Origin of the sequence: Mesobacillus subterraneus (assembly GCF_020524355.2) — a bacterium.
Classification (GTDB): Bacteria; Bacillota; Bacilli; order Bacillales; family Cytobacillaceae; genus Mesobacillus; species Mesobacillus subterraneus_C.
Genome location: NZ_CP129019.1, coordinates 4,657,203 through 4,675,432, shown reverse-complemented (window position 1 = coordinate 4,675,432; position 18,230 = coordinate 4,657,203). Strand labels below are relative to the sequence as shown.

23 protein-coding genes are annotated in these 18,230 nt (G+C 44.9%); 3 read left to right on the top strand and 20 right to left on the bottom strand.

From position 1 onward, the window contains the following. Nucleotides 1–105: 105 nt before the first annotated feature. The 18 genes from LC048_RS24350 to LC048_RS24265 form a co-directional block, all read right to left on the bottom strand. Complete coding sequence (locus LC048_RS24350; RefSeq protein WP_226602900.1) at nt 106–756, bottom strand: hypothetical protein; 651 nt, start codon at nt 754–756, stop codon at nt 106–108. A gap of 93 nt (nt 757–849) precedes the next feature. Further along, nucleotides 850–2,793: a serine/threonine-protein kinase gene (locus tag LC048_RS24345; RefSeq protein ID WP_306049034.1), complete on the bottom strand. Its 1,944-nt coding sequence runs from the start codon at nt 2,791–2,793 to the stop codon at nt 850–852. A gap of 45 nt (nt 2,794–2,838) precedes the next feature. Next, nucleotides 2,839–3,630 (bottom strand): PP2C family protein-serine/threonine phosphatase, encoded by a 792-nt coding sequence (locus LC048_RS24340; RefSeq protein WP_226602904.1) that lies wholly within the window; start codon nt 3,628–3,630, stop codon nt 2,839–2,841. 18 nt (nt 3,631–3,648) lie between these two features. Beyond that, nucleotides 3,649–4,071 (bottom strand): FHA domain-containing protein, encoded by a 423-nt coding sequence (locus tag LC048_RS24335; protein ID WP_306049032.1) that lies wholly within the window; start codon nt 4,069–4,071, stop codon nt 3,649–3,651. Continuing rightward, nucleotides 4,022–4,963 (bottom strand): DUF6382 domain-containing protein, encoded by a 942-nt coding sequence (locus LC048_RS24330; RefSeq protein WP_306049030.1) that lies wholly within the window; start codon nt 4,961–4,963, stop codon nt 4,022–4,024. The genes LC048_RS24335 and LC048_RS24330 overlap by 50 nt, the downstream gene beginning before the upstream one ends. A gap of 484 nt (nt 4,964–5,447) precedes the next feature. Further along, nucleotides 5,448–5,750 carry a pore-forming ESAT-6 family protein gene (locus LC048_RS24325; RefSeq protein WP_102264547.1) on the bottom strand — a complete coding sequence of 101 codons (303 nt, stop codon included), beginning with the start codon at nt 5,748–5,750 and terminating at the stop codon, nt 5,448–5,450. A 30-nt stretch (nt 5,751–5,780) separates the two neighbouring features. After that, a complete protein-coding gene (locus tag LC048_RS24320) occupies nt 5,781–6,083 on the bottom strand; it encodes a WXG100 family type VII secretion target (RefSeq protein ID WP_226602910.1) in 303 nt (100 codons plus the stop codon). A 208-nt stretch (nt 6,084–6,291) separates the two neighbouring features. Further along, on the bottom strand, nt 6,292–6,414 hold the full coding sequence (locus LC048_RS24315; RefSeq protein ID WP_306049027.1) for a hypothetical protein: 123 nt from the start codon (nt 6,412–6,414) through the stop codon (nt 6,292–6,294). A gap of 3 nt (nt 6,415–6,417) precedes the next feature. Further along, nucleotides 6,418–7,830, bottom strand: coding sequence for a Tle-like phospholipase domain-containing protein (locus LC048_RS24310; RefSeq protein WP_226602915.1), 1,413 nt, complete (start codon nt 7,828–7,830; stop codon nt 6,418–6,420). Nucleotides 7,831–7,834: 4 nt separating this feature from the next. After that, a complete protein-coding gene (locus tag LC048_RS24305; protein ID WP_226602917.1) occupies nt 7,835–8,614 on the bottom strand; it encodes a hypothetical protein in 780 nt (259 codons plus the stop codon). Between the two features lie 175 nt (nt 8,615–8,789). Next, nucleotides 8,790–9,506: a hypothetical protein gene (locus tag LC048_RS24300; RefSeq protein ID WP_306049025.1), complete on the bottom strand. Its 717-nt coding sequence runs from the start codon at nt 9,504–9,506 to the stop codon at nt 8,790–8,792. 213 nt (nt 9,507–9,719) lie between these two features. Further along, nucleotides 9,720–10,154 (bottom strand): hypothetical protein, encoded by a 435-nt coding sequence (locus tag LC048_RS24295; protein ID WP_306049023.1) that lies wholly within the window; start codon nt 10,152–10,154, stop codon nt 9,720–9,722. Next, complete coding sequence (locus tag LC048_RS24290) at nt 10,139–10,459, bottom strand: hypothetical protein (RefSeq protein WP_306049021.1); 321 nt, start codon at nt 10,457–10,459, stop codon at nt 10,139–10,141. Before LC048_RS24290 ends, LC048_RS24295 begins: the two co-directional genes overlap by 16 nt. A gap of 169 nt (nt 10,460–10,628) precedes the next feature. Further along, a complete protein-coding gene (locus tag LC048_RS24285) occupies nt 10,629–10,880 on the bottom strand; it encodes a methyltransferase (protein ID WP_226602924.1) in 252 nt (83 codons plus the stop codon). Beyond that, nucleotides 10,873–11,427: a hypothetical protein gene (locus tag LC048_RS24280; protein WP_306049019.1), complete on the bottom strand. Its 555-nt coding sequence runs from the start codon at nt 11,425–11,427 to the stop codon at nt 10,873–10,875. Before LC048_RS24280 ends, LC048_RS24285 begins: the two co-directional genes overlap by 8 nt. Further along, the gene (essC, locus tag LC048_RS24275) at nt 11,369–14,479 is read right to left on the bottom strand and encodes a type VII secretion protein EssC (protein WP_306049017.1); all 3,111 of its coding nucleotides are present in this window, start codon (nt 14,477–14,479) and stop codon (nt 11,369–11,371) included. Before essC ends, LC048_RS24280 begins: the two co-directional genes overlap by 59 nt. A 31-nt stretch (nt 14,480–14,510) precedes the next feature. Beyond that, the gene (locus LC048_RS24270) at nt 14,511–14,714 is read right to left on the bottom strand and encodes a hypothetical protein (protein ID WP_306049015.1); all 204 of its coding nucleotides are present in this window, start codon (nt 14,712–14,714) and stop codon (nt 14,511–14,513) included. 10 nt (nt 14,715–14,724) lie between these two features. Next, on the bottom strand, nt 14,725–15,501 hold the full coding sequence (locus tag LC048_RS24265) for an FHA domain-containing protein (protein WP_306049012.1): 777 nt from the start codon (nt 15,499–15,501) through the stop codon (nt 14,725–14,727). 420 nt (nt 15,502–15,921) lie between these two features. On the opposite strand from LC048_RS24265, the gene LC048_RS24260 reads away from it, so the two are divergent. Then, nucleotides 15,922–16,260 carry a hypothetical protein gene (locus LC048_RS24260; RefSeq protein ID WP_306049011.1) on the top strand — a complete coding sequence of 113 codons (339 nt, stop codon included), beginning with the start codon at nt 15,922–15,924 and terminating at the stop codon, nt 16,258–16,260. Between the two features lie 216 nt (nt 16,261–16,476). Here LC048_RS24260 and spoIIID read toward each other — a convergent pair whose 3' ends face one another. Then, complete coding sequence (gene spoIIID, locus LC048_RS24255; RefSeq protein ID WP_031307660.1) at nt 16,477–16,749, bottom strand: sporulation transcriptional regulator SpoIIID; 273 nt, start codon at nt 16,747–16,749, stop codon at nt 16,477–16,479. 393 nt (nt 16,750–17,142) lie between these two features. Here spoIIID and LC048_RS24250 point away from each other — a divergent pair, with 393 nt between their 5' ends. Together LC048_RS24250 and LC048_RS24245 are read left to right on the top strand one after the other, a co-directional pair. Further along, nucleotides 17,143–17,541 (top strand): LysM peptidoglycan-binding domain-containing protein, encoded by a 399-nt coding sequence (locus LC048_RS24250; RefSeq protein ID WP_306049008.1) that lies wholly within the window; start codon nt 17,143–17,145, stop codon nt 17,539–17,541. Further along, nucleotides 17,516–17,932 carry a LysM peptidoglycan-binding domain-containing protein gene (locus LC048_RS24245; protein WP_306049006.1) on the top strand — a complete coding sequence of 139 codons (417 nt, stop codon included), beginning with the start codon at nt 17,516–17,518 and terminating at the stop codon, nt 17,930–17,932. The genes LC048_RS24250 and LC048_RS24245 overlap by 26 nt, the downstream gene beginning before the upstream one ends. A 115-nt stretch (nt 17,933–18,047) precedes the next feature. Here LC048_RS24245 and LC048_RS25235 read toward each other — a convergent pair whose 3' ends face one another. Then, on the bottom strand, nt 18,048–18,218 hold the full coding sequence (locus LC048_RS25235; protein ID WP_371931963.1) for a hypothetical protein: 171 nt from the start codon (nt 18,216–18,218) through the stop codon (nt 18,048–18,050). Nucleotides 18,219–18,230: the final 12 nt, after the last annotated feature.

Sequence of the window (18,230 nt, the reverse complement as noted above, 5' to 3'; positions counted from 1 at the left end):
AGGTTTACGAATTTAATTGATCGTCTCGGTGTGGAACGTTCATCGATTACCATTACCATCGTGCGTATAGTAACTTAAGCTCGTTTTTTTGCGTAAAACACAAACTTAAATAATTGTTTCTGAATGAACCACGATAATATCAACCTGCTTTTTAAAGCTTGGTTCTTCTCTTTTACCGAGATTATCCAATAAGGTTGTTTCACCAAGTAAAGTCGTTTCGTCATGGTCTGAGGTCAGTACAGTCGTTTCATTCCAATCAGACAGGATGGTCGTCTCGGCTGGTGACTCATGGAAAACGCTCCTGTTGGATGAGACTGCTGCTGCCACTGGTTCGCGCACAGGAGTTTCAGCCAATAAAGCTGTTGGCTCGTGCCCATCAGGCGCGAACAGCGCTGTTGGATCTAGGTTATCCTGTTTAAGCAAAGCTGTCTGTTTGAAGCTCTCATTCCTCAAAAGTGCTGTCGGCTCCATCTGCCCGCTTGCCATCTTTTCTGTCGGCTCCACATACTCACCAGCCGCCACTTCCTTCTCGACATTCTTGCGGACATGAATTTCCTTTGTTGTCGGCTTTGTGCTGGTGTTGGTCTTGCGGCTGACTGTGGTCTTCCGGGCTTTTCTCCCCGCGCCTGGAAAATTCCAGCCTGTCAGATCCGTAATGACCTGGGCAATATTGAGTTTCACGTAGGTCAGAACCGCAATCACCAGCGCGATTATCGCACCTGCCAAACCGCCGTAGAACATGATCTGGTATGCCATTTTTCTTCAACTGCCTTCCTTGGGAGCATGGGGACGTACCTTATGCTTCTTTTTCGGTACCAAAAGGCACATCCCTCCGCTTCTATTGCTCCCCTAGAGAATATTCAAATTTTCCATGCGTCTGCTGAGTTTTTTGTATCCTTCGTCGTCTTTGGCACCAGGGAGGGTGCTTGCTTTTTCAAAGACTTTTTTTGCTTCGGCGTAATTCCGTTTGCCTTCTTCTTTGTTTTGTTCAATGTCCAGGAGGAGATTACCTAGCTTCACATTGGCATTGATGCTGTCAGGAAACTTTTTCAGCGTCGTGTTCTGGAAGTACTCAACTGCGCGAGCAAATTCGCCCATTTCCTGATAGATGACACCAATTTTGATGTAGACATCTTCCTGATCTGCAACATTCAAGTCAAGCAGGTTGTTGTAATGCTCGATTGCCTGTTCGTAATCGTCGCGGGCACTCGCTTTGTCCTCGGAATTCACGCCGCGGCTGTAGTATGCCTGGTCCAGCTTCTGTTCGAATTCCATTTCGTATTTGAACTGGAGCTGTTCGTTCTCAAGCTTTGCCAGTACTTCCTTCGCCTTCTGGACAATCTCGATTGCCTGTGTGTTTGATTCAGGAATCTGGCTCTTATATGAAATATAGATATTTGCAAGAGAGTTATAGTTATCGATTTTCTTGCTGTCATTCGCCAGTCCGTCATTATACTGGTGGAATTCCTGGAGATCGCCGGCGAATTTCGTATAATCGACGTTCAGGCTGCTCATTGTCGTTGCCAGCGACTTGTAATATTTCGCATCCGGCAGTTCTTTTTCATCGATCTGCTGGAAGTATTTCAGCGCGTTGTTATAGTCCCTTTTCACATCAAAATAGGTCATCCCCACCTTGAAAAGAACTTCATTATTCTCGTGGACTCCCCCGTATTTATCCTGTATGTATGATTCCATCTTGGCGAGTCCTTCGTCTGTCTGGTTTCTATTAATATATAAATCAAGCAGATTGATGTAGGCCTCCGGTCGTTCTTTATCTACGCGGGTCGCACTCTCGAGAAGCTTGATCGCTTCGGTCTGTTCACCGTCCATCAAGGCAATGCTCGCCTGATTTACAAGATTCATATAATCCTGGAATTGCTCATTCTTCATCCCTTTATAGCCGAGGGCCGAGGTTGTTGAGAACGCCAGGAACAGTACGGCTGGAACGACGAACATAGCCAGCTTCTTAATGAGCATGTTCTTGTAGCCTTTTGTCAGCCTGTTGATGTGCTCGAGGTCATAGCTCAGCTCCTCACAGTTCTGGTAACGGTTCGCCGGCTCGGCCTGGGTGCATTTTTTGATGATATGTTCGAGGCCCTCCGGCAGCGACGGGTCCCACTCGCGGATTGGCCTTATCTCGAACGGCGGTTCGCTGAGATTTTTCCCGGTGACAAGGTGGTAGAGTGTGATTCCCAGACTATAAATATCCGTTTTCGCGTCTGTCTGTCTGCCGGAAATTTGTTCGGGTGCCGCATACCCTTTTGTACCAAGGTTTGTCGTATCCGATAGATTCTCAGTTTTGAATTCACGCGCGATCCCGAAGTCGATCAGCTTGATTTTACCCTCTGGCGTGAGCATGACATTGTCCGGCTTCATGTCGCGGTAGATAATCGGGTATGGCTTGCGCGTGTGAAGATAGCCAAGTACACCGCTCAGCTGCTTTGCCCACTCAATGACCTCTTTCGCCGGGATTTTTCCATCGCGCTTGAGCCTTTCCTTCAGTGACTCGCCTTCGATATAGTCCATCACCACATAGATGTCACCTTCGGACTCGATGATGTCGTATATTTTTGGCAAAGAGCCATGGTCGAGTTTTTTCAGCATGTTCGCCTCAACGACCAGACTGTTGATCAAGAGCTCGTTGTTGCTGTTGCTGCGCTTGCGGATATCCTTGACGACAAGCGATTTATTCAGCCGGTTGTCCATCGCCAGGTAGACGACACTCATGCCGCCACGCCCGATTTCCTTCAATATTTCATATCTGTCATCAATGATCGTGCCAATTTGTATCAAGGTAATTCCTCCTAGAAACGCGGGGATGGTTCCAGCAAACCCCAATTATCGGAACGCAAGAACTTTCCCCATGTCCCGTTTTGCCAGCAGAATCGAGATATTGTCTGTTTCTTGGCGTTCTTTTGCGAGCTCGACGAGTTGTACGAGCGTTTCTTTCATCTGTTTTTCATCGGTAAAATGTTGCGGGTTCAGGTTTGTGACCATTTCTTCATCAGTGATTTCATGGTAAAATCCGTCCGTGCAGAGCATAAACATGTTTTCGCTGTCGACTTCGCCTGAAGTGATGACGACGTTGATGTCCTTTGTTGCGCCAACGCACTGGAGCAACACATTCCGGCGCGGGTCGATTCTCGCCTGTTCGGCGGTAATATTGCCGCGCTGCAACTCGCGTTCGACGAGTGTCTGGTCTTCGGTCAGTTTTATCAGATGATTGTTTATGCTGTAAGCCCTGCTGTCCCCAATCTGCAAAATATAATATTGCTTATGGAGGAGAAGCAAAGCTGTGATTGTCGTTCCAAGCTTGATGTTTGCTGCCTCGCCATATTCAAGGATTTTTGTGTTCAGCTCGCGGACACGCTCCTCAAGCTTGCCGGGAAAATCGTCTTCCGCGATGCCGGAACCCAGAAGCTCCGGCAGATCATTGTCAAACCACTCGGACATTCCTCTGATCACCGTAGCGCTTGCCAGTTCACCATGTGAAAGCCCGCCCATTCCGTCGCAGATGATGAATAGACCGATTTCCCCATCAGGTGTCTTCGCCGTTTTCAGCAACAGCCCATCCTGGTTCGTTTTCTTCTTGATTCCTATGTCGGTATGATAGGCCACTTGAAATGCCATTTTGGTTCCTCCTATCCATCAATAAACCTTGAAGATGAATTCCTCGTTCGCGAGCTTGATTTTATCTTCGTGCTTGATTTTGACTTTTTCCTTTGGCGAGACCTTCACACCATTCACGAAACTACCGTTGGTCGAGTGATTGTCTTCCAGGAAGTATTCGCCGTTCGTTACGATCACATGGGCATGCACCCGGCCGATTACTTTGTTTTCAGTGGCAAAGTCCGCCCTCATCGGATCGCGGCCAATTTTGAAAAAGTCCTTGGCAATCGTGATTTTTTCATTCTTTGAGACTGCCAGTAAAAATGGCCTGCGGGTTGAATGTCCAAGGGTTGTCGTTCCCTCATCCTCATCTGCCGTGACGCCAAGTACTGTCGTGCCTCCGTCCTCCGATTCACTGCTGCTGGCAATGGCCAGGCTGGATGTTGATTGATGTTCCGCCACCGAGTGCCGAAGCTTCTTTTAACAAGGCATTGTTTTCACCAAGCTCCGCCCTCGTGATCCGCTTGTAGTTGACTTCTTCCTCAATTTCAAGCTTGCGGCCTGTTTTTACATCCTTCTTCTGGCTTGTGTACTCAGAAGTCAGCACGCCATTGTCAACGCTCGTTTTCATGGTATGGACTTCACTGCCAGGACTGTAGAAATTCGGGTTGATGGACGGTATCCCAAGCTCTGAGGGTTCAAGTATTGGTTCTTGGTCTGTTACTGTTTGTAGGGTCGCTTCCTGCTTCGGTTTATCCGGCATCTTGTAAGGCTGGCGGACGAGTGTTTCATCCCCGCCGAGCTCATTCACTTTTTCCAGCAGCTCTTCAGGCTTGATTTTCTTTGTCTCGACCAGATAGTTATGGAGTTTGATAAAAAATGCGGCATCATCCTTTTCGTCGTAAGGAGCCGACAGCAGCATGTCCTGCAGGAACTCTTTAAGTGATACCTTTTCAAAAATATTATTTTTTACAGGAAGGTAGATAAAAACTAATCTGTTTGAAAAATTATCAATAAAGATGTCACGCTGGCTGAACACGAAATTTGCGATATCCAGACCGCTTGCTTGAGCATCCACCAATGTTTCGGCAATGTTGAGGAAGCTGTTGTACAGACGCTCCTTCGTCGCCGGCGTAGAATTCAGCATTTCAAGCGTGTTATCGGAAAGCATGTCATAGCGAAGAAAGCAGTTATCTCCCTCTAAAATCGCATGGCACGGCAGGATTCCCGGAACCCGGCTCGCTCTCAGCAGCTCCACCTGGCCGCCATCGATATCCGCCTTGCTGTTCGCATGATAATAAAGGAATTTCGAAATTCCGTAGCTTTCCAGTTTAAATTCCGCATGTTTGATCATTGCGCTTCGACTCCAATTTTGAATTTATGTATGAATTTGGACCAACGGACCCCTTTTTTTTAAAAAAATGACTTTATATCCCGTGAAATAATTTTATCTCCGGTTGAAGAACTTTTATCTCCGGTTAAAATTATTTTATCTCCAGTTGGAGAAAATTTATCTCCAGTTGTGGTCATTTTATCTCCGGTTGGACTCGTTTTTCCTATAAAGGGACCCATTCCACCAGCTGGGTCACGGTTACTTCCCCGTTAATACGCTTTTCATCTTCGTTCACCTGCGGATAATCCCCTTAAACCGCTTTTAATCCCCGTTGGATGATGGATAATCCCCGTTGAGTCACGGATAATCCCCGTTGGATGATGGATAATCCCCGTTGAGTCACGGATAATCCCCGTTTAATGCTCACCGCCGCGTTACAGGGGGGTTATTTTACAGAAGGGCAAACTGCACCAGCCGCTTGCCCCCTACCCTCTGTAAAAAGTGATTATTTAAAAGAGCTGGCGTTGTTGTTGATTGCTGTTTCTGCAGTGTTGTAGTTAGTGACCGTGTTATCCAAGAATTTGGCGTAACTGTCGACGACCTGGCGATATTCTTCAAATCGTGGTGCCAGTGAGTTGAAGTTGCCGCGGATTGTGTTGGATGCATCAGAGTTCCATGATGACGATAGTGCATTCATGTCCTTCTTGATTTCTTCCAATCTAGTGGATAGTTGCTGGTTAAGGTTGCGGATTTGGCCCGCCGTTTTGCTAACCTCGCCAAGCGAGATTTTGATTCCATCTCCTGCCAATGTATTTCACCTCCTGCGTTATGTTAAGGATTAGTTGCTCAATCTCTTAGCCTGGTTAATAACCTCTGATTGAGTGTCGCGGTATGTTTTCGCGCTCATTTTCAGGAACTCAGAGTACTGTCTCATCAACTGAGTCATTTTATTGAAGTCGTCCATGAAGCCCTTGATTTGTGCAGTATATGCCTGGTTATCGGCACCCTGCCAAGCAGCAGCCATCGCTTCAACCTCACTGAAAAGAGCTTTATAGTTTCGTTCGTAATCAGCGGCCTGCTGGTCAATCTTGTTAGCAGTCGTTTCAAGTTTTGCTGGTTCAACAGTGATTGCTCTTGCCATCTTTTTCACCTCCTTTCAAGTGAAGTTAATAGAATCATATTCTTCTATCTTCAAACATCGTGAGGCCGAATAAAGTTCCCAGTCTGACCCGGGACAAGAGAACCGTCCCCATGTCCCATACCACATGTCCCATAGAGTCATATTCTTCTTAACTTATAGCTTACATAGCGGTACTTTTCCGCGGACCGGCGCAAACCTGAGGCCGCTTTTACAGAACCGATGCCCTTGAACTCATGGCCGAGGAGCCATTCGAGATATCCTCCAGCTCACGGGCGATCGCATTTGCTTCCGCCGCAATCCTATTAATCTTGCTTCTCACTTTCGGGTCCATTGTTTACCCCCTGATTGAACCGGCTTTTCCGGCGAGATACCTTTCATTCTGCTGTAAAAGTTCCGCGGTCCGGTTCAGGTAATTGATGCTTTCCGGAATCCGGATATCGAAGGATGAGGCGATATCCGCTGCGAGGACATTATCCAGTCCCATGACACCCGCTTCCCAGTACAAATCGTCGATCATCTCGTTAAGCTGAGCGACACGCCTCTGTACCGAGCGAAGCCGGTTGGCGTAATAGAACAGCCTTGGGATGTCAACTTTTATATAAGGTTCGATTGGGAAGTTGTTGCCAGTAACATAATCAATCGCTTTTGTTATAAAACTTTTTGCATGTTTGGCAACAGTATCGAATAAATTTTCAACTTTGCTCATCAATTCCCGTCCGGCTTGATGTACTTTGGAAATATACATCAATGCCTGCTCTTTTACATAATTGGCCTTTGCGACTATTCCCTGCCAGGTGTTATAAATAATGTCCAAGGTCGCTGCGCCGATTACTATCCATGCCTTGGCAATCTGCCTTGGTAAGTAATCCCGCATACTGCCTAGTGAATGGAACACATCCAAAGCCATATCGGCTACTCCCCATGTACCCGCACTTCGAGCTGATGCAAAACTGCCATCCTTGTTGTATACTCCGCTGGTCTCATAATGCGGATAAAACGGATCCCAATAATCTCCATGCTGTTTATTGATCGACACAATCTTATCTACATACGGGGCATATCCCAGATGTGATACGATATCTCCGTTAAAAGTAATAAATGTAAAACGTTCACTCTTCATCGCATCTTTCTGACGGTCATCCAAATCAAACCACCAAAGGGGAGCTCCATTTAAGATATAGGCGTTGACGTTTGAATCTTGAGAATGATTAACAAAAACCCAGGACCCAAGATTTCCGCCTTTAGAGTGCCCATAAATCGTGATGTCTCCATCCAAGTTCTTCATATTCGCTTCATAAAAAGCAAGCGCTTCGTTATGCTGCTTGGTTTCAATACTAATACCAGCGGCAAGATTTCCTCCCCAATCTGTTTTAAGGTTGCCCCAATTAAGAGGATTCTCACTGCCTCGGAATAATACTGCACCATTGCCATCCCCATCCTTGATTGCGTAACCAACAAAACCGGATTCAGATCCTCCATTTGTATTATTAGCTTCATTCGGGTTGTGGTTTTGGTAGCCAGTGAGTTTGATATCTTTAAGGCTGGTGTTCGGATTATCTTTTAGGAAGTTTTGTATATTATTAAATCGATCCGAATCTACTTCTATATTGTTATCAGATATTTGTATTAGCACCGCATTAATTGTAAGAGTGGATTTATCACTAACAGTAAGTTCAGGCGGCAAATCCAAATATGATAACTGCAAAAGGATACTTTTTTCTTCGTCTGTCAATTTATCCAAGGACATCTAATCACTCCCCGAATGGCTGGTAATTAACAGCTATTCTTTCGGGTCCGATTAGTACAAGCGTGTCATCAACCATTCCCGAATTGTTTTCTGGATCAAAACGGTAATCTACATTAACTTCACCGTAAACTTTAGCTTTTAAATTTGACCATGCAATATTATTTACTAGTGATGTCCTTATGTAATCTGAGATATCCTCTGAATTGTCAACGAATCCTACTGAAACTGTATATCTCTCTGTTCCTAGAGATTTCATCAAGTTATAGAGGTTAAAAATATTTTTGTTAAATTGACTAACCTCTGGTTTGCCTTCCGTCTTAATACCTGCCTTTAAAACCACAGAAAAATCTTGATTGCCACTTTCCAAATACTCATCAAATGACATATTAACCATTGATTTATCATATTTATCAGGCGCGATTCGCAGTAAGATCTTATACGGTGTTCCAGGAGGGAGTTCTTTTTCAATTTGATCCGCAAGCTTTGCTTTCAATTCCTCAGCCCACTTAGCGAGGACATAGTTATCATTCACAACTTCTTTGTCATCTTTATCCTCTTGAGCCAGGAAAACTACCTCAGGATTCCCTTCCGGATGCACAGTCAGCTTATCCTTCCCATACATTTGAGCGAAAATTTTGCTGCCTTCTTTTACGCCTTCAACTGTGAATTTCTGATTATACTTTTCTTCCAATTTAGCAAGAACCTTACTCTCCGAACTCATACAACCCGCACCTCCCATTACTACGAATAAAATCACTGCAGTCAGCATGATCCATTTCTTCAAGTTCCCCACACCTTCCGTTATAAAAAACAGGGGCGGCCCGGTTTATGAAAACCGCCCCTAAGGTCATATGTTCAAATTCTCTGAGACGTACACCGTCTCAACGTAGCACTTTCCGAGACACAAGAACCGTCTTTTTGTCGCATCTTGATCAGTTAAGTTCTCAAGTGACATCTCATCACTCCTGATCAGGCTCATAATGCTTTGCTACATCTGATGGACTTCTTAAAATTAATGATTCGTTTGCATCCTCACCTGGGTTCTCACCATCAAATTCGTCATCAATATTCACATAGCCATACACCTTAGCCTTTAAATTCGACCATGAAATATTATTGATAAATGAAGTCCTGACATAATCCTCAACATTAGACGACTTATCAACAAAACCGATTGAAACAGTATACATCTCACTGCCTACACTTTTAACCAGCTGAAACAACTCATAGATTTGTTCATCATACTTTTCTATCTCAGGCTCACCCTCCGTGCTGATACCAGCTACGAGTGCAACCTGAAAGTCTTTATTGCCTTCATTTACATACTCATCAAAACTCATGTTTATCATTGATGCATCATACTTATCAGGCGCCATCCTTATCAGGACCTTATATGGTGTTCCAGGAGGCAGTTCCTTCTCAATTTGATCCGCAAGTTTCGCTTTCAATTCTTCAGCCCACTTGGCTAAAACATAATTGTCATTAACAACGTCTTTATCGTCCGTATCCTCCTGGGCAAGGAAAACCATATCCGGATTCCCTTCCGGATGCACAGTCAGCTTATCCTTACCGTACATTTGGGTGAAAATCTTACTGCCTTCCTTCACTCCCTCAACAGTGAATTTCTGAGTATACTTTTCTTCCAGTTTAGCAAGGACCTTACTCTCCGAACTCATGCACCCCGCACCTCCCATTACTATGAACAAAATCAACGCAGGCAGCTTGATCCGCTTCTTCAAGTTCCCCACACCTTCCGTTTTTAAAAACAGGAGCGATCCGGTAAATGAAAACCGCCCCCAAGGTCATATTTTCATATTCTATGAGACGTGCATCGTCCATACGTCACACTTTCCGAGACACAAGAACCGTCCCCATGTCGCACCTAGTTATTACTCTTCATAAACAATGTAATATTCATTAATATCTTCAGGATTACTTATTTGAAAGCCATCCATTATAACAACAGCACCGTATACATATTTTAAATTCGTCCAAGAAGTGTTGTTCACGTTGGATGTCCTTATATACTCATCACTATTCATGGAGTCTTCTACAAACCCAACTGAGAGTGTATAAAAATCTGTGTTTAGGCTTTTTAATTTTTGGTATAGATTATATAGTCCTTCATTGTAGGTATTAATGTCTGGTTGGCCAGAGGTTTTTATAGCAGCAACCAATACAACGTCAACTTCCTTATTTATATTTCTTAGGTAATCATATATGGAAGTATCCATCATACTCTCATCGTATTTACTATCTGCTATACGCAGATAGAACTTAAAGTCGCTAACATCAGGAATTTGCTTTTTCACTTCCTGCTCCATAGTCTTTTCCAGCTCTTCTCCCCATTTGGGGCCAGTACATAAGTATCGTATATTACCCCTTCTCTGTTCCGGCTTTCTCCCGCTACAAATATTTGCTCAGGCTTTCCTTCGGGATAGGCAAATATTTTGTCTTTCCCAGAGAGGGAAGGGAATAATGCACTGGCCTTATCAACATCTTCTACTATAAACTTCTCACCATATTTATTTTCCAAATGCTTGATAACCTTGCTCTCGGAACTCATGCATCCCGCTCCAAACAAAATTACAATTATTATTGTCGCAGGCAACATGATCCACTTCTTCAAGTTCTCCACACCTTCCGTTTTAAAAACAGGGAACGTCCAGGTTTATGAAAACCGTCCCCCCTGGTCTTAGTTCAAATCCTACGAGACACAAGAACCGTCCCTATGTAGCACCGCAATTTCTGAGACACAAGAACCGTCCCTATGTCGCGCTGTCCCGCTGCCCACGTCCCTAAATCAACATCAACTTAGCCCCGTTCATCAACCCGATTTCTTCAACGGTCTGGTTGATGTTTAAAATAGTACCTGTTTTGCGGTCACAGAGGATGGTGTCGTGTGTTGCCGAGAAGTATCCTTGTGATAGTTCGGTCATGGTTCCGGCGAGCAGGTGGACGACTTCGTGCAGCAAGATTCCCTGCGGCAGGAAGACGTCGTATGATTTTTCAGAGGCGGGGATGAAGACCTCTACGAGCACCTTATCCATGGTACGCTACCTCCTCTTGCTTACTTTGTACTGAGGATAACAGCTTCACGAGCGTTGGTTTTCCTTTTGTCACGACATAGCCGAAGCCTGGCGGGATTTCCTGGTACATATCGTTTGTCACCTTGCCGAGCTTCATCACATACTGATCAGTGATACCGTTGCCTGCCCATATGAAATCGCTAAGCGATACATGCTGCTTGAACCAGCCTTCGAATGAGATTGAGCTCAGCTTATCGGCGCTGTCTGAGATGATCAGGTTCACATTGAGGCCATTGCCTTTTTCAAGGAAGACCTTGAGCTTATCCTGGCCGTCCGGTGACAGATACATCATTAAATCGGTGAAGGAATCGATGATACAGGTGATGTTGCCGAATACCGGCGGCTGCTCGCCTGCTTCAATTGCATCCTTCGTCGTATTGTTCCGGTGGACGAGCGTGTTGAACAGGTAGACGATCGTGTCTTCGAGTTCGGATTGCTCGCAAAAATACTTATAATCCTGCTTGCGGCCGGCCGCCGGCCGCGAAGTGCTCATTAGGGTCGATGACAATCAATTCCCTGCCTTCTGAAGCGGTGAAAATTTCAGAAACGCCCTGCATGAAGCTTGAGCATTGATCATTTTGCAGCGCAGTAACCACGTTTACATAGTTGCCAAGGAAATCGAAATGAGCTGTTTTCAGCGAGTTTTTCTCAATGCCGACTGGCACTTTGTTACTGTTCATATTTTTCGCTTCATCACGCAGGTAGTCCAGATCGACTTTCTCAGGAAGGATCGGAACACGCATTGCGGCTGGCTGCATCCATGATTCCCGCAGGCCTTTGCAATAATCGGTGATGAAGCTGTACATATTGTCTATATCGCTTGTGATATGGGCAGTCTGGAATTCATATGTTGTATCACTCTTGAAAATGCCGCGACCCTTCGATTTGGATGGATACACTCCTTCTGTATTGCCCAGTACGCCCGAGTATTCACTCTGGTCATTCAGCTGGAGCACATACATCTGCTTAAAGTTCTGGAGCAGCCTGTAGCGTATCGCCCCTGTATTGATTGCGGTGACGATGAAGTAAATGCCATACTTCAGGCCCTCACGTGTCAGGAATGATATACCTTCCTCGAGCTCCTCGAACATCTCGGAGAACGCCGCATAATTGTGAATTGCCACAACAATCGACGACAGGCTCTCACCCGACATTTCGTTGTATGTGATAAAATCTCCGCCGTAATTTGAAAGCAGCTTCTTCCTCCGTTCAATCTCACCTGTAAGCATCTTGAACAGGTTGTGGATCTTCTCGCTTTCATGTGACAGCATCACATCGCCGACATGCGGTGCCTCCTTGAACCAGACAAGCGTCTCAGAACCGAAGTCAAGCAGGTAAAAGTTCACTTCGTTCGGCGTATATTCTTCCATTAATGAATAAAGCATCGTCGTCAAGAAGGTCGTCTTACCGCTTCCGGCAATACCGTAAATCACCGCGTTTCCTTCCTGCGTGATCGGCATGCGCATGACCATCTGCCGCTGGTTGGCCGGGTCATCATATTCGCCAATGATCGGGTTCAAATGGAAACCTTGCTGGTGGATACTATATTTTTTCTTCAACTTATCGATGTATATGAGCTCAGGAATCGGTTCAAGCCACAGCTGGCGGACCTTGATGTTCTCTTGCTTCGCCATTTTTGCCAGGTATTCCGTAATCTCATCAATTTGCTTCGGCGGATTTTTCATCGCGGACTTGCGCTTATCAATACGGGCATTTTTAATGACACGGCCTAGGTCATCTATGACGACGACGCTGTCATCCTTATACTTTTCGACTCTGTCGGACGGATAATACGGCGCGCCAGCCCATGCAGACTGCCCAAGTTCGAACAATTCGTTGAAGCCAACCTGGAGATAGAATCGTCCGGTCTGCTTCAGCTCCGCGGCGTCTGGACGCTTGATGACCTCCATGCTGTCCGCTTTTTCCTGCACCTTCAGACTGATGCGAAATTTACTGTTGCTCCAGATCTGGTCATCGACGACACCAGACGGCTTTTGCGTCGCCAGAATCAGGTGGACGCCAAGGCTTCGGCCGATACGCGCGGCACTGACGAGCTGATCCATGAACTCAGGCTGCTGCGCCTTCAGCTCGGCGAACTCGTCGGAAATGATGAACAAATGCTGCAGCGGCTCTGTTACCAGGCCTTCACGGTATAGTTTCTGATATTTATAGATATCGATGTTACTCTGATCAACAAGGCGGCTCGTTTCACTGAAAATAGCCTGGCGGCGCTTCAGCTCACTCTGGATTGAAATCAGCGAGCGGTTGACGGCTGCTCCATCGAGATTCGTAATCGTACCAGCCAGGTGCGGCAGATCCTCAAACGCATTGGCCATGCCGCCACCCTTGTAATCAATCAAGATGAACGCAATCTCGTCCGGGTGATAATTGACCGCGAGCGACAAAATGAATGTCATGATAAATTCACTTTTACCAGACCCGGTCATCCCAGCAATCAAGCCGTGAGGACCGTGATATTTTTCATGCAGATCAATCATGAACAGGTCGCCCTGTGTATCTACACCGATTTGCGTCTGGATCGTATGGACGGGATTGTTTTCCTTCCATTTCGTCAGCGCATTGAGATGTTCAATCTTACCCACGCCAAACATTTCCAGGAATGTCAGCATATCTGGCAGGGTATATGCTTTTTGTGAGGTATTTAACTGGATATTGGCCAATTTTACAGCCAATTCTTCTGCATCTTCCTCTAGATAGCTATCAGCGTTGAAACCTACATATTTCCCGGAAATATCGTCTTTGTCATAGATTTTGGAAAAACTCTTGTCCAGCTCGATGACATTCGTACATTCCTTCGGCAGGTTTTTCAGCTCGTCATAGAGAGTGACCAGGCTGAATCTTATATTCTTCTTTTCTTTTACTATTTGATTGATCATTTCTGCCTTCGATGCAAGGCTCTTGTTCATCGAGAAAACAATATAATGCTGATCAATTTCCGCAAGATCTTCCTCGGCAAGCTGCTGGCGCGCACTGATTTCTTTTTCAAAATAAGCCGAAAGCTCTTTGATTTCATTACCGTCAGTGGCGACGAAGCGGATGGTCTTGCCATCATCCCAAACATGAGGAAGCCATTTCACGAAATTCCATGTATGATGTTCGTGGTCATCGTATATGAACACTAGCTTTAACTCGTCATAGCTATGCAATGATGTCAGCTGGAAAATCAGCCCCTGAACAAAGCTCTTCACTTCTTCCCTTCTGCCAATGATTCCGCTGATCCGCTCCTCCGTCAAGTCGACAGTGACCGGTACATCCTTTAATATTTGAGGCTTCTCTACGATTTGATAAAGCTCATCCTGAAGGTTGTCATCCTCAAGCATGAAGCGTTTCTCAGGATACTTGATTTCCGCGTTCAGTGGCAGGTCTCCAATTCCCAGGCGTACTTTAAGGAAATCATTCTGCCCGATTCCCCGCTCCCAAAGATTGCGCTGGCGACGCTTGATTCTCGTCAGGCAGTTTTCAAGAGTGACGTGATTTTCGAACAGGATTTCGCTCTGGTGCTTGCACTCCTCCTCAATCACTTGCTTCATTTCCGCCAAGTATTTCGAATATTTTTCCTGGCGGATGCCCTCAAGCTTGATGCGGCGCTTTTTTTTCGTATTTCTTGGTTAAAATCGGCCAGAGTACCGTACCGATCATCATGCTGAACGACATAACAAGCATTGGCAACGCCTGTATCATATCCCCGCCCCTGCTCATGACACTCTGTAACATAAGGAGACCGGTAAAAAGTGAAGCCATCCCCATCGTGATCGACGGTCCCAACAACAACATCAGCGGCGTCTCATCGATATTCGGCTGTGGAGGGGGGCGGATCGATTTTAATGGTTGTTTCTTCAATATCACGCTTGAAGCGCGGCGAACGGTAAAAGAGTTGATTATTTTCTTCTTCAATATGTATTTCATCGAGGTTGAGTTCTTTTTCGACTACAGGTTTTTCTGCAATAAATGAATTGAATGCATTCCGGTCGAGGAATACCGACTTATGCGGATTGTTCAACGATAATAGACGGCCGTTGAAAATGATTTTGAGACCTATGATGAAAATGACATCACCGACAGCCAGTTCCTTTTCCCTGATTCTTTCTCCATTGACATATGTACCGTTGGAACTGTTGAAATCCTTGATGACAGCCTTGCCACTGCTGCTGTATTCAATAACGCAGTGGGAACTCGATACTAGCTTGTTCGAAAAACAAATCTGACTGTCCTGCGAACGCCCGATTTTAATGGAATTTGTGGTTGCAATATGTTTAGTGAATTCATTTCGGTCTGCCGTTTGCGGCTCAACATAGACTAGAGCGGATTGATGGTCGCTGCGGTGAATACTATATGTTTTGAATGGTTCAATGAGGACCTTCGATTGTATTTCGTTGGCGTTATCCTGTAGGTATGCCTGCTTATTGGATTTCAGATACCACTGGCCTTCTTCTGCTTCCACAGCCAGCATATCGACCGGGTTGTTTTCTTGATCTTCCGTATTCAGTATGTATCTACCTGTGACTCGTTCAGGCAAAACGAGATCGAATACCCGATTCCGGTCAAAAAGTGTGAGAATCAACTCAATTCCTCCCCAGCCCTAGATATCTGTATTTCAACAGTATGTAAAGTGAAAACTTAGTATTTTTACCATTTTATCTCAAAAAGTGTAATTTTACATCAAACCTTTGATTCATCTCCAAATATATAAACATCTTACAATATCAGGAATTATATTCAACTAATTACCCCCTCAACTGGAAAAATAGGGATTTTAGTCCTATTCTCACTTTTAGTTCGGATAGATTCACTGGTGTATTTGTATTAAGTTAATAACTCACATAAAGAAAACTAGTTCTATATACCCCAACTAAATCCATCTAAAACCAAAATAATCTAAAATATTCCATTTATTTTTACAAATTTTTGAAGGTTATCATTGGGATTTTTTCAAAGGGCATACTATAATCAAAGAATCTAAATAAATGAGCAGGTGATTCAAATGAAGATTCATGTGGTCCAGGCGTATTCGCAGGCAAATAGAATCAGAGATTACGCACAGGAATTGAACGAGATTAAAAGCAGGCTGCAGGACTTCAAGGGGAATCTTAACAGCGGATGGCAAGCGCAGGAAATGACCTACATCAATAACGCAATTAACAGCATTGGCAGAGAAATTTCCGAACTGCAATCGCTGCTTTTTTCCATCGGGACGGATATCGTAGCAGCAGCGAATGAAATCAAAAGGGAAGAAGAAGCAAGAGAGGCAGCGGAACGGGCGGCAGAAGAAAGAGCAGCTAAGGAAAGGGAAGCAAGGCTGAATAATACCGGTTTGCGGTAAGTCAAACGGGACATGGAGTGATGCCTTCAGGCCTGTCCCCATTTCTACATAATAAAAAGGCGGCAGCCTCCGCTATGTAGAAAAGCAGAATCATACACGCCTTTTGTGGCGATGCCCGGCTTTTCTGGATCTAAGCTGGGCATTTTTCTTTTCTAATTCGGCAATAGTCACACAGCTGAATTACGGTCCCTCCAATCTGTTTGTTTCAATTCTTTTTCACTTAACTGGCTCTTCTTCCCTTTCCTCTTTGCGGTATTTCATTTTCGTGGCTTCTCCGCCTCTCAAGTGGCGGATCGATTTATGATAATCAAGGATTTCTTTTACTTCATTGGCAAGGTCAGGGTTGATCTCAGGCAATCTTTCTGTCAGGTCTTTATGGACTGTACTTTTGGATACGCCAAACTCCTTCGCTATGACGCGAACTGTTTTTCTCGTCTCCACGATATACTTTCCAATCTTGATTGTTCTCTCTTTGATGTAATCGTGCACACCACTCGCCCTCCCTAAATTGGATGTGAGAAGTGTGAAATGAGACTCGCTTTTATCTGCCAATACTGCATTCCGCAAAAATTCCGTTGCGGCAGAAGGTGGTTCCTTCTGGAAATTACTAAGATTAATCATGTCCCCGGCTGAATCCTCATATTGTTCAAACGATTCCTCACCTCAAACACTCTCTTTGTCAGGTTTGTAACATTTTATTAGCTTGGTTGAGGATATATGCACGAAAAAAGCAATAGGGACAAGGCATTGTTAAGTTTTTTGAAAAATTCAACTATTTTACAAGAGAAAAACTTTCCTAAACACCCATATTTATGTACATAAAAACCTGTCTTTCGGCGAATTTCTGATGAGGAGTTATTTTTCATTGGGGGAGAAGCAAACTTGATTACCTACAGACAAACTAGAAAACAGAGAATTAGAGAGCAAAAACGCAAAGTGACCTTAAAACGGAACAGAAAACTGATCGGCGCTGCAGTAGCAGGATCGGTAGCGGCAGGATTACTGCTTGGCATCGGCCAAAAGAAAACAGAAGCGATCGGTTCATTTTATACAGTAAAAAAAGGAGATACGTTATACAGCCTGGCAAAGCAATATGATACATCGATTGAATTGCTGAAAAAAGTAAACTCACTGCCTTCGGACAACATTAAAGCGGGACAGACACTCGAGGTACCCGTTGAGGTTGACGCAGGGAACTATCTCGTAAAAAAAAGGAGACACATTGTTTTCCCTGGCAAAAAAATACGGTATAACGGTGAAAGATTTAAAAAAGGAAAATAAATTGGTCAGTGACTCCATTTATATTGGACAAGTCCTATCGGTCCCCGTTCATGGCTTCCAAATGGATGAAGGTACCTACATAGTCAACCCCGGAGACACATTGTTCAACATCTCCAAGCGGTTCGGTGTCAGCTTGAAAGAATTAAAGCAAGTTAACGGTTTGAAGCAGGACATGGTTCTGATCGGCCAGCACCTCGTCATACCGGGCGAGATTGACTTCGCGGAAGCAACCATTATCGGGGCGGCTGACAATTTTACAATTGAGGTTGAGAGTGATGGAGAAGCCATCCCATTAAAAGTTTCTTACGGAACAGCGAGGGAGTTTGAAGAAATCGCAGGGCGACGAGTTGTCGTTGGATATAAAAATGGTGCCTTAATAAATATTCAATAATCATATGAACCCGTAGCCATCCATCTGCTACGGGTTCTACTGCATATAGCTGACTTCACGATAAGTTAGCAAAGTGCGTATCGGTGGGCGATACGTTTTTAATTCACACTTCCCATTAAAACTGCATCGACCGCGCCTGGCTATCTGTAGCCTTGATGAGTTCTCCCCATGTGGAATGACCACGGTCTTTGAACTGCTGCAACAGTTCAGTGAACAGGTAAGCAGTCGTTAAGGCATCGCCCACCGCCGCACTGTGGCGGTCATAAATTCGTGTGCCGAATGCCATCGCGTATCGCTC

Bases quoted from the DNA above. Each gene is read 5' to 3' on its own strand.
- LC048_RS24350 (WP_226602900.1), bottom strand. From the start codon at position 756: ATGGCATACCAGATCATGTTCTACGGCGGTTTGGCAGGTGCGATAATC.
- LC048_RS24340 (WP_226602904.1), bottom strand. From the start codon at position 3,630: ATGGCATTTCAAGTGGCCTATCATACCGACATAGGAATCAAGAAGAAA.
- LC048_RS24330 (WP_306049030.1), bottom strand. From the start codon at position 4,963: ATGATCAAACATGCGGAATTTAAACTGGAAAGCTACGGAATTTCGAAA.
- LC048_RS24320 (WP_226602910.1), bottom strand. From the start codon at position 6,083: ATGGCAAGAGCAATCACTGTTGAACCAGCAAAACTTGAAACGACTGCT.
- LC048_RS24315 (WP_306049027.1), bottom strand. From the start codon at position 6,414: ATGGACCCGAAAGTGAGAAGCAAGATTAATAGGATTGCGGCGGAAGCA.
- LC048_RS24310 (WP_226602915.1), bottom strand. From the start codon at position 7,830: ATGTCCTTGGATAAATTGACAGACGAAGAAAAAAGTATCCTTTTGCAG.
- LC048_RS24300 (WP_306049025.1), bottom strand. From the start codon at position 9,506: ATGAGTTCGGAGAGTAAGGTCCTTGCTAAACTGGAAGAAAAGTATACT.
- LC048_RS24295 (WP_306049023.1), bottom strand. From the start codon at position 10,154: ATGGAGCAGGAAGTGAAAAAGCAAATTCCTGATGTTAGCGACTTTAAG.
- LC048_RS24285 (WP_226602924.1), bottom strand. From the start codon at position 10,880: ATGGATAAGGTGCTCGTAGAGGTCTTCATCCCCGCCTCTGAAAAATCA.
- LC048_RS24270 (WP_306049015.1), bottom strand. From the start codon at position 14,714: ATGTTGTTGTTGGGACCGTCGATCACGATGGGGATGGCTTCACTTTTT.
- LC048_RS24260 (WP_306049011.1), top strand. From the start codon at position 15,922: ATGAAGATTCATGTGGTCCAGGCGTATTCGCAGGCAAATAGAATCAGA.
- LC048_RS25235 (WP_371931963.1), bottom strand. From the start codon at position 18,218: ATGGCATTCGGCACACGAATTTATGACCGCCACAGTGCGGCGGTGGGC.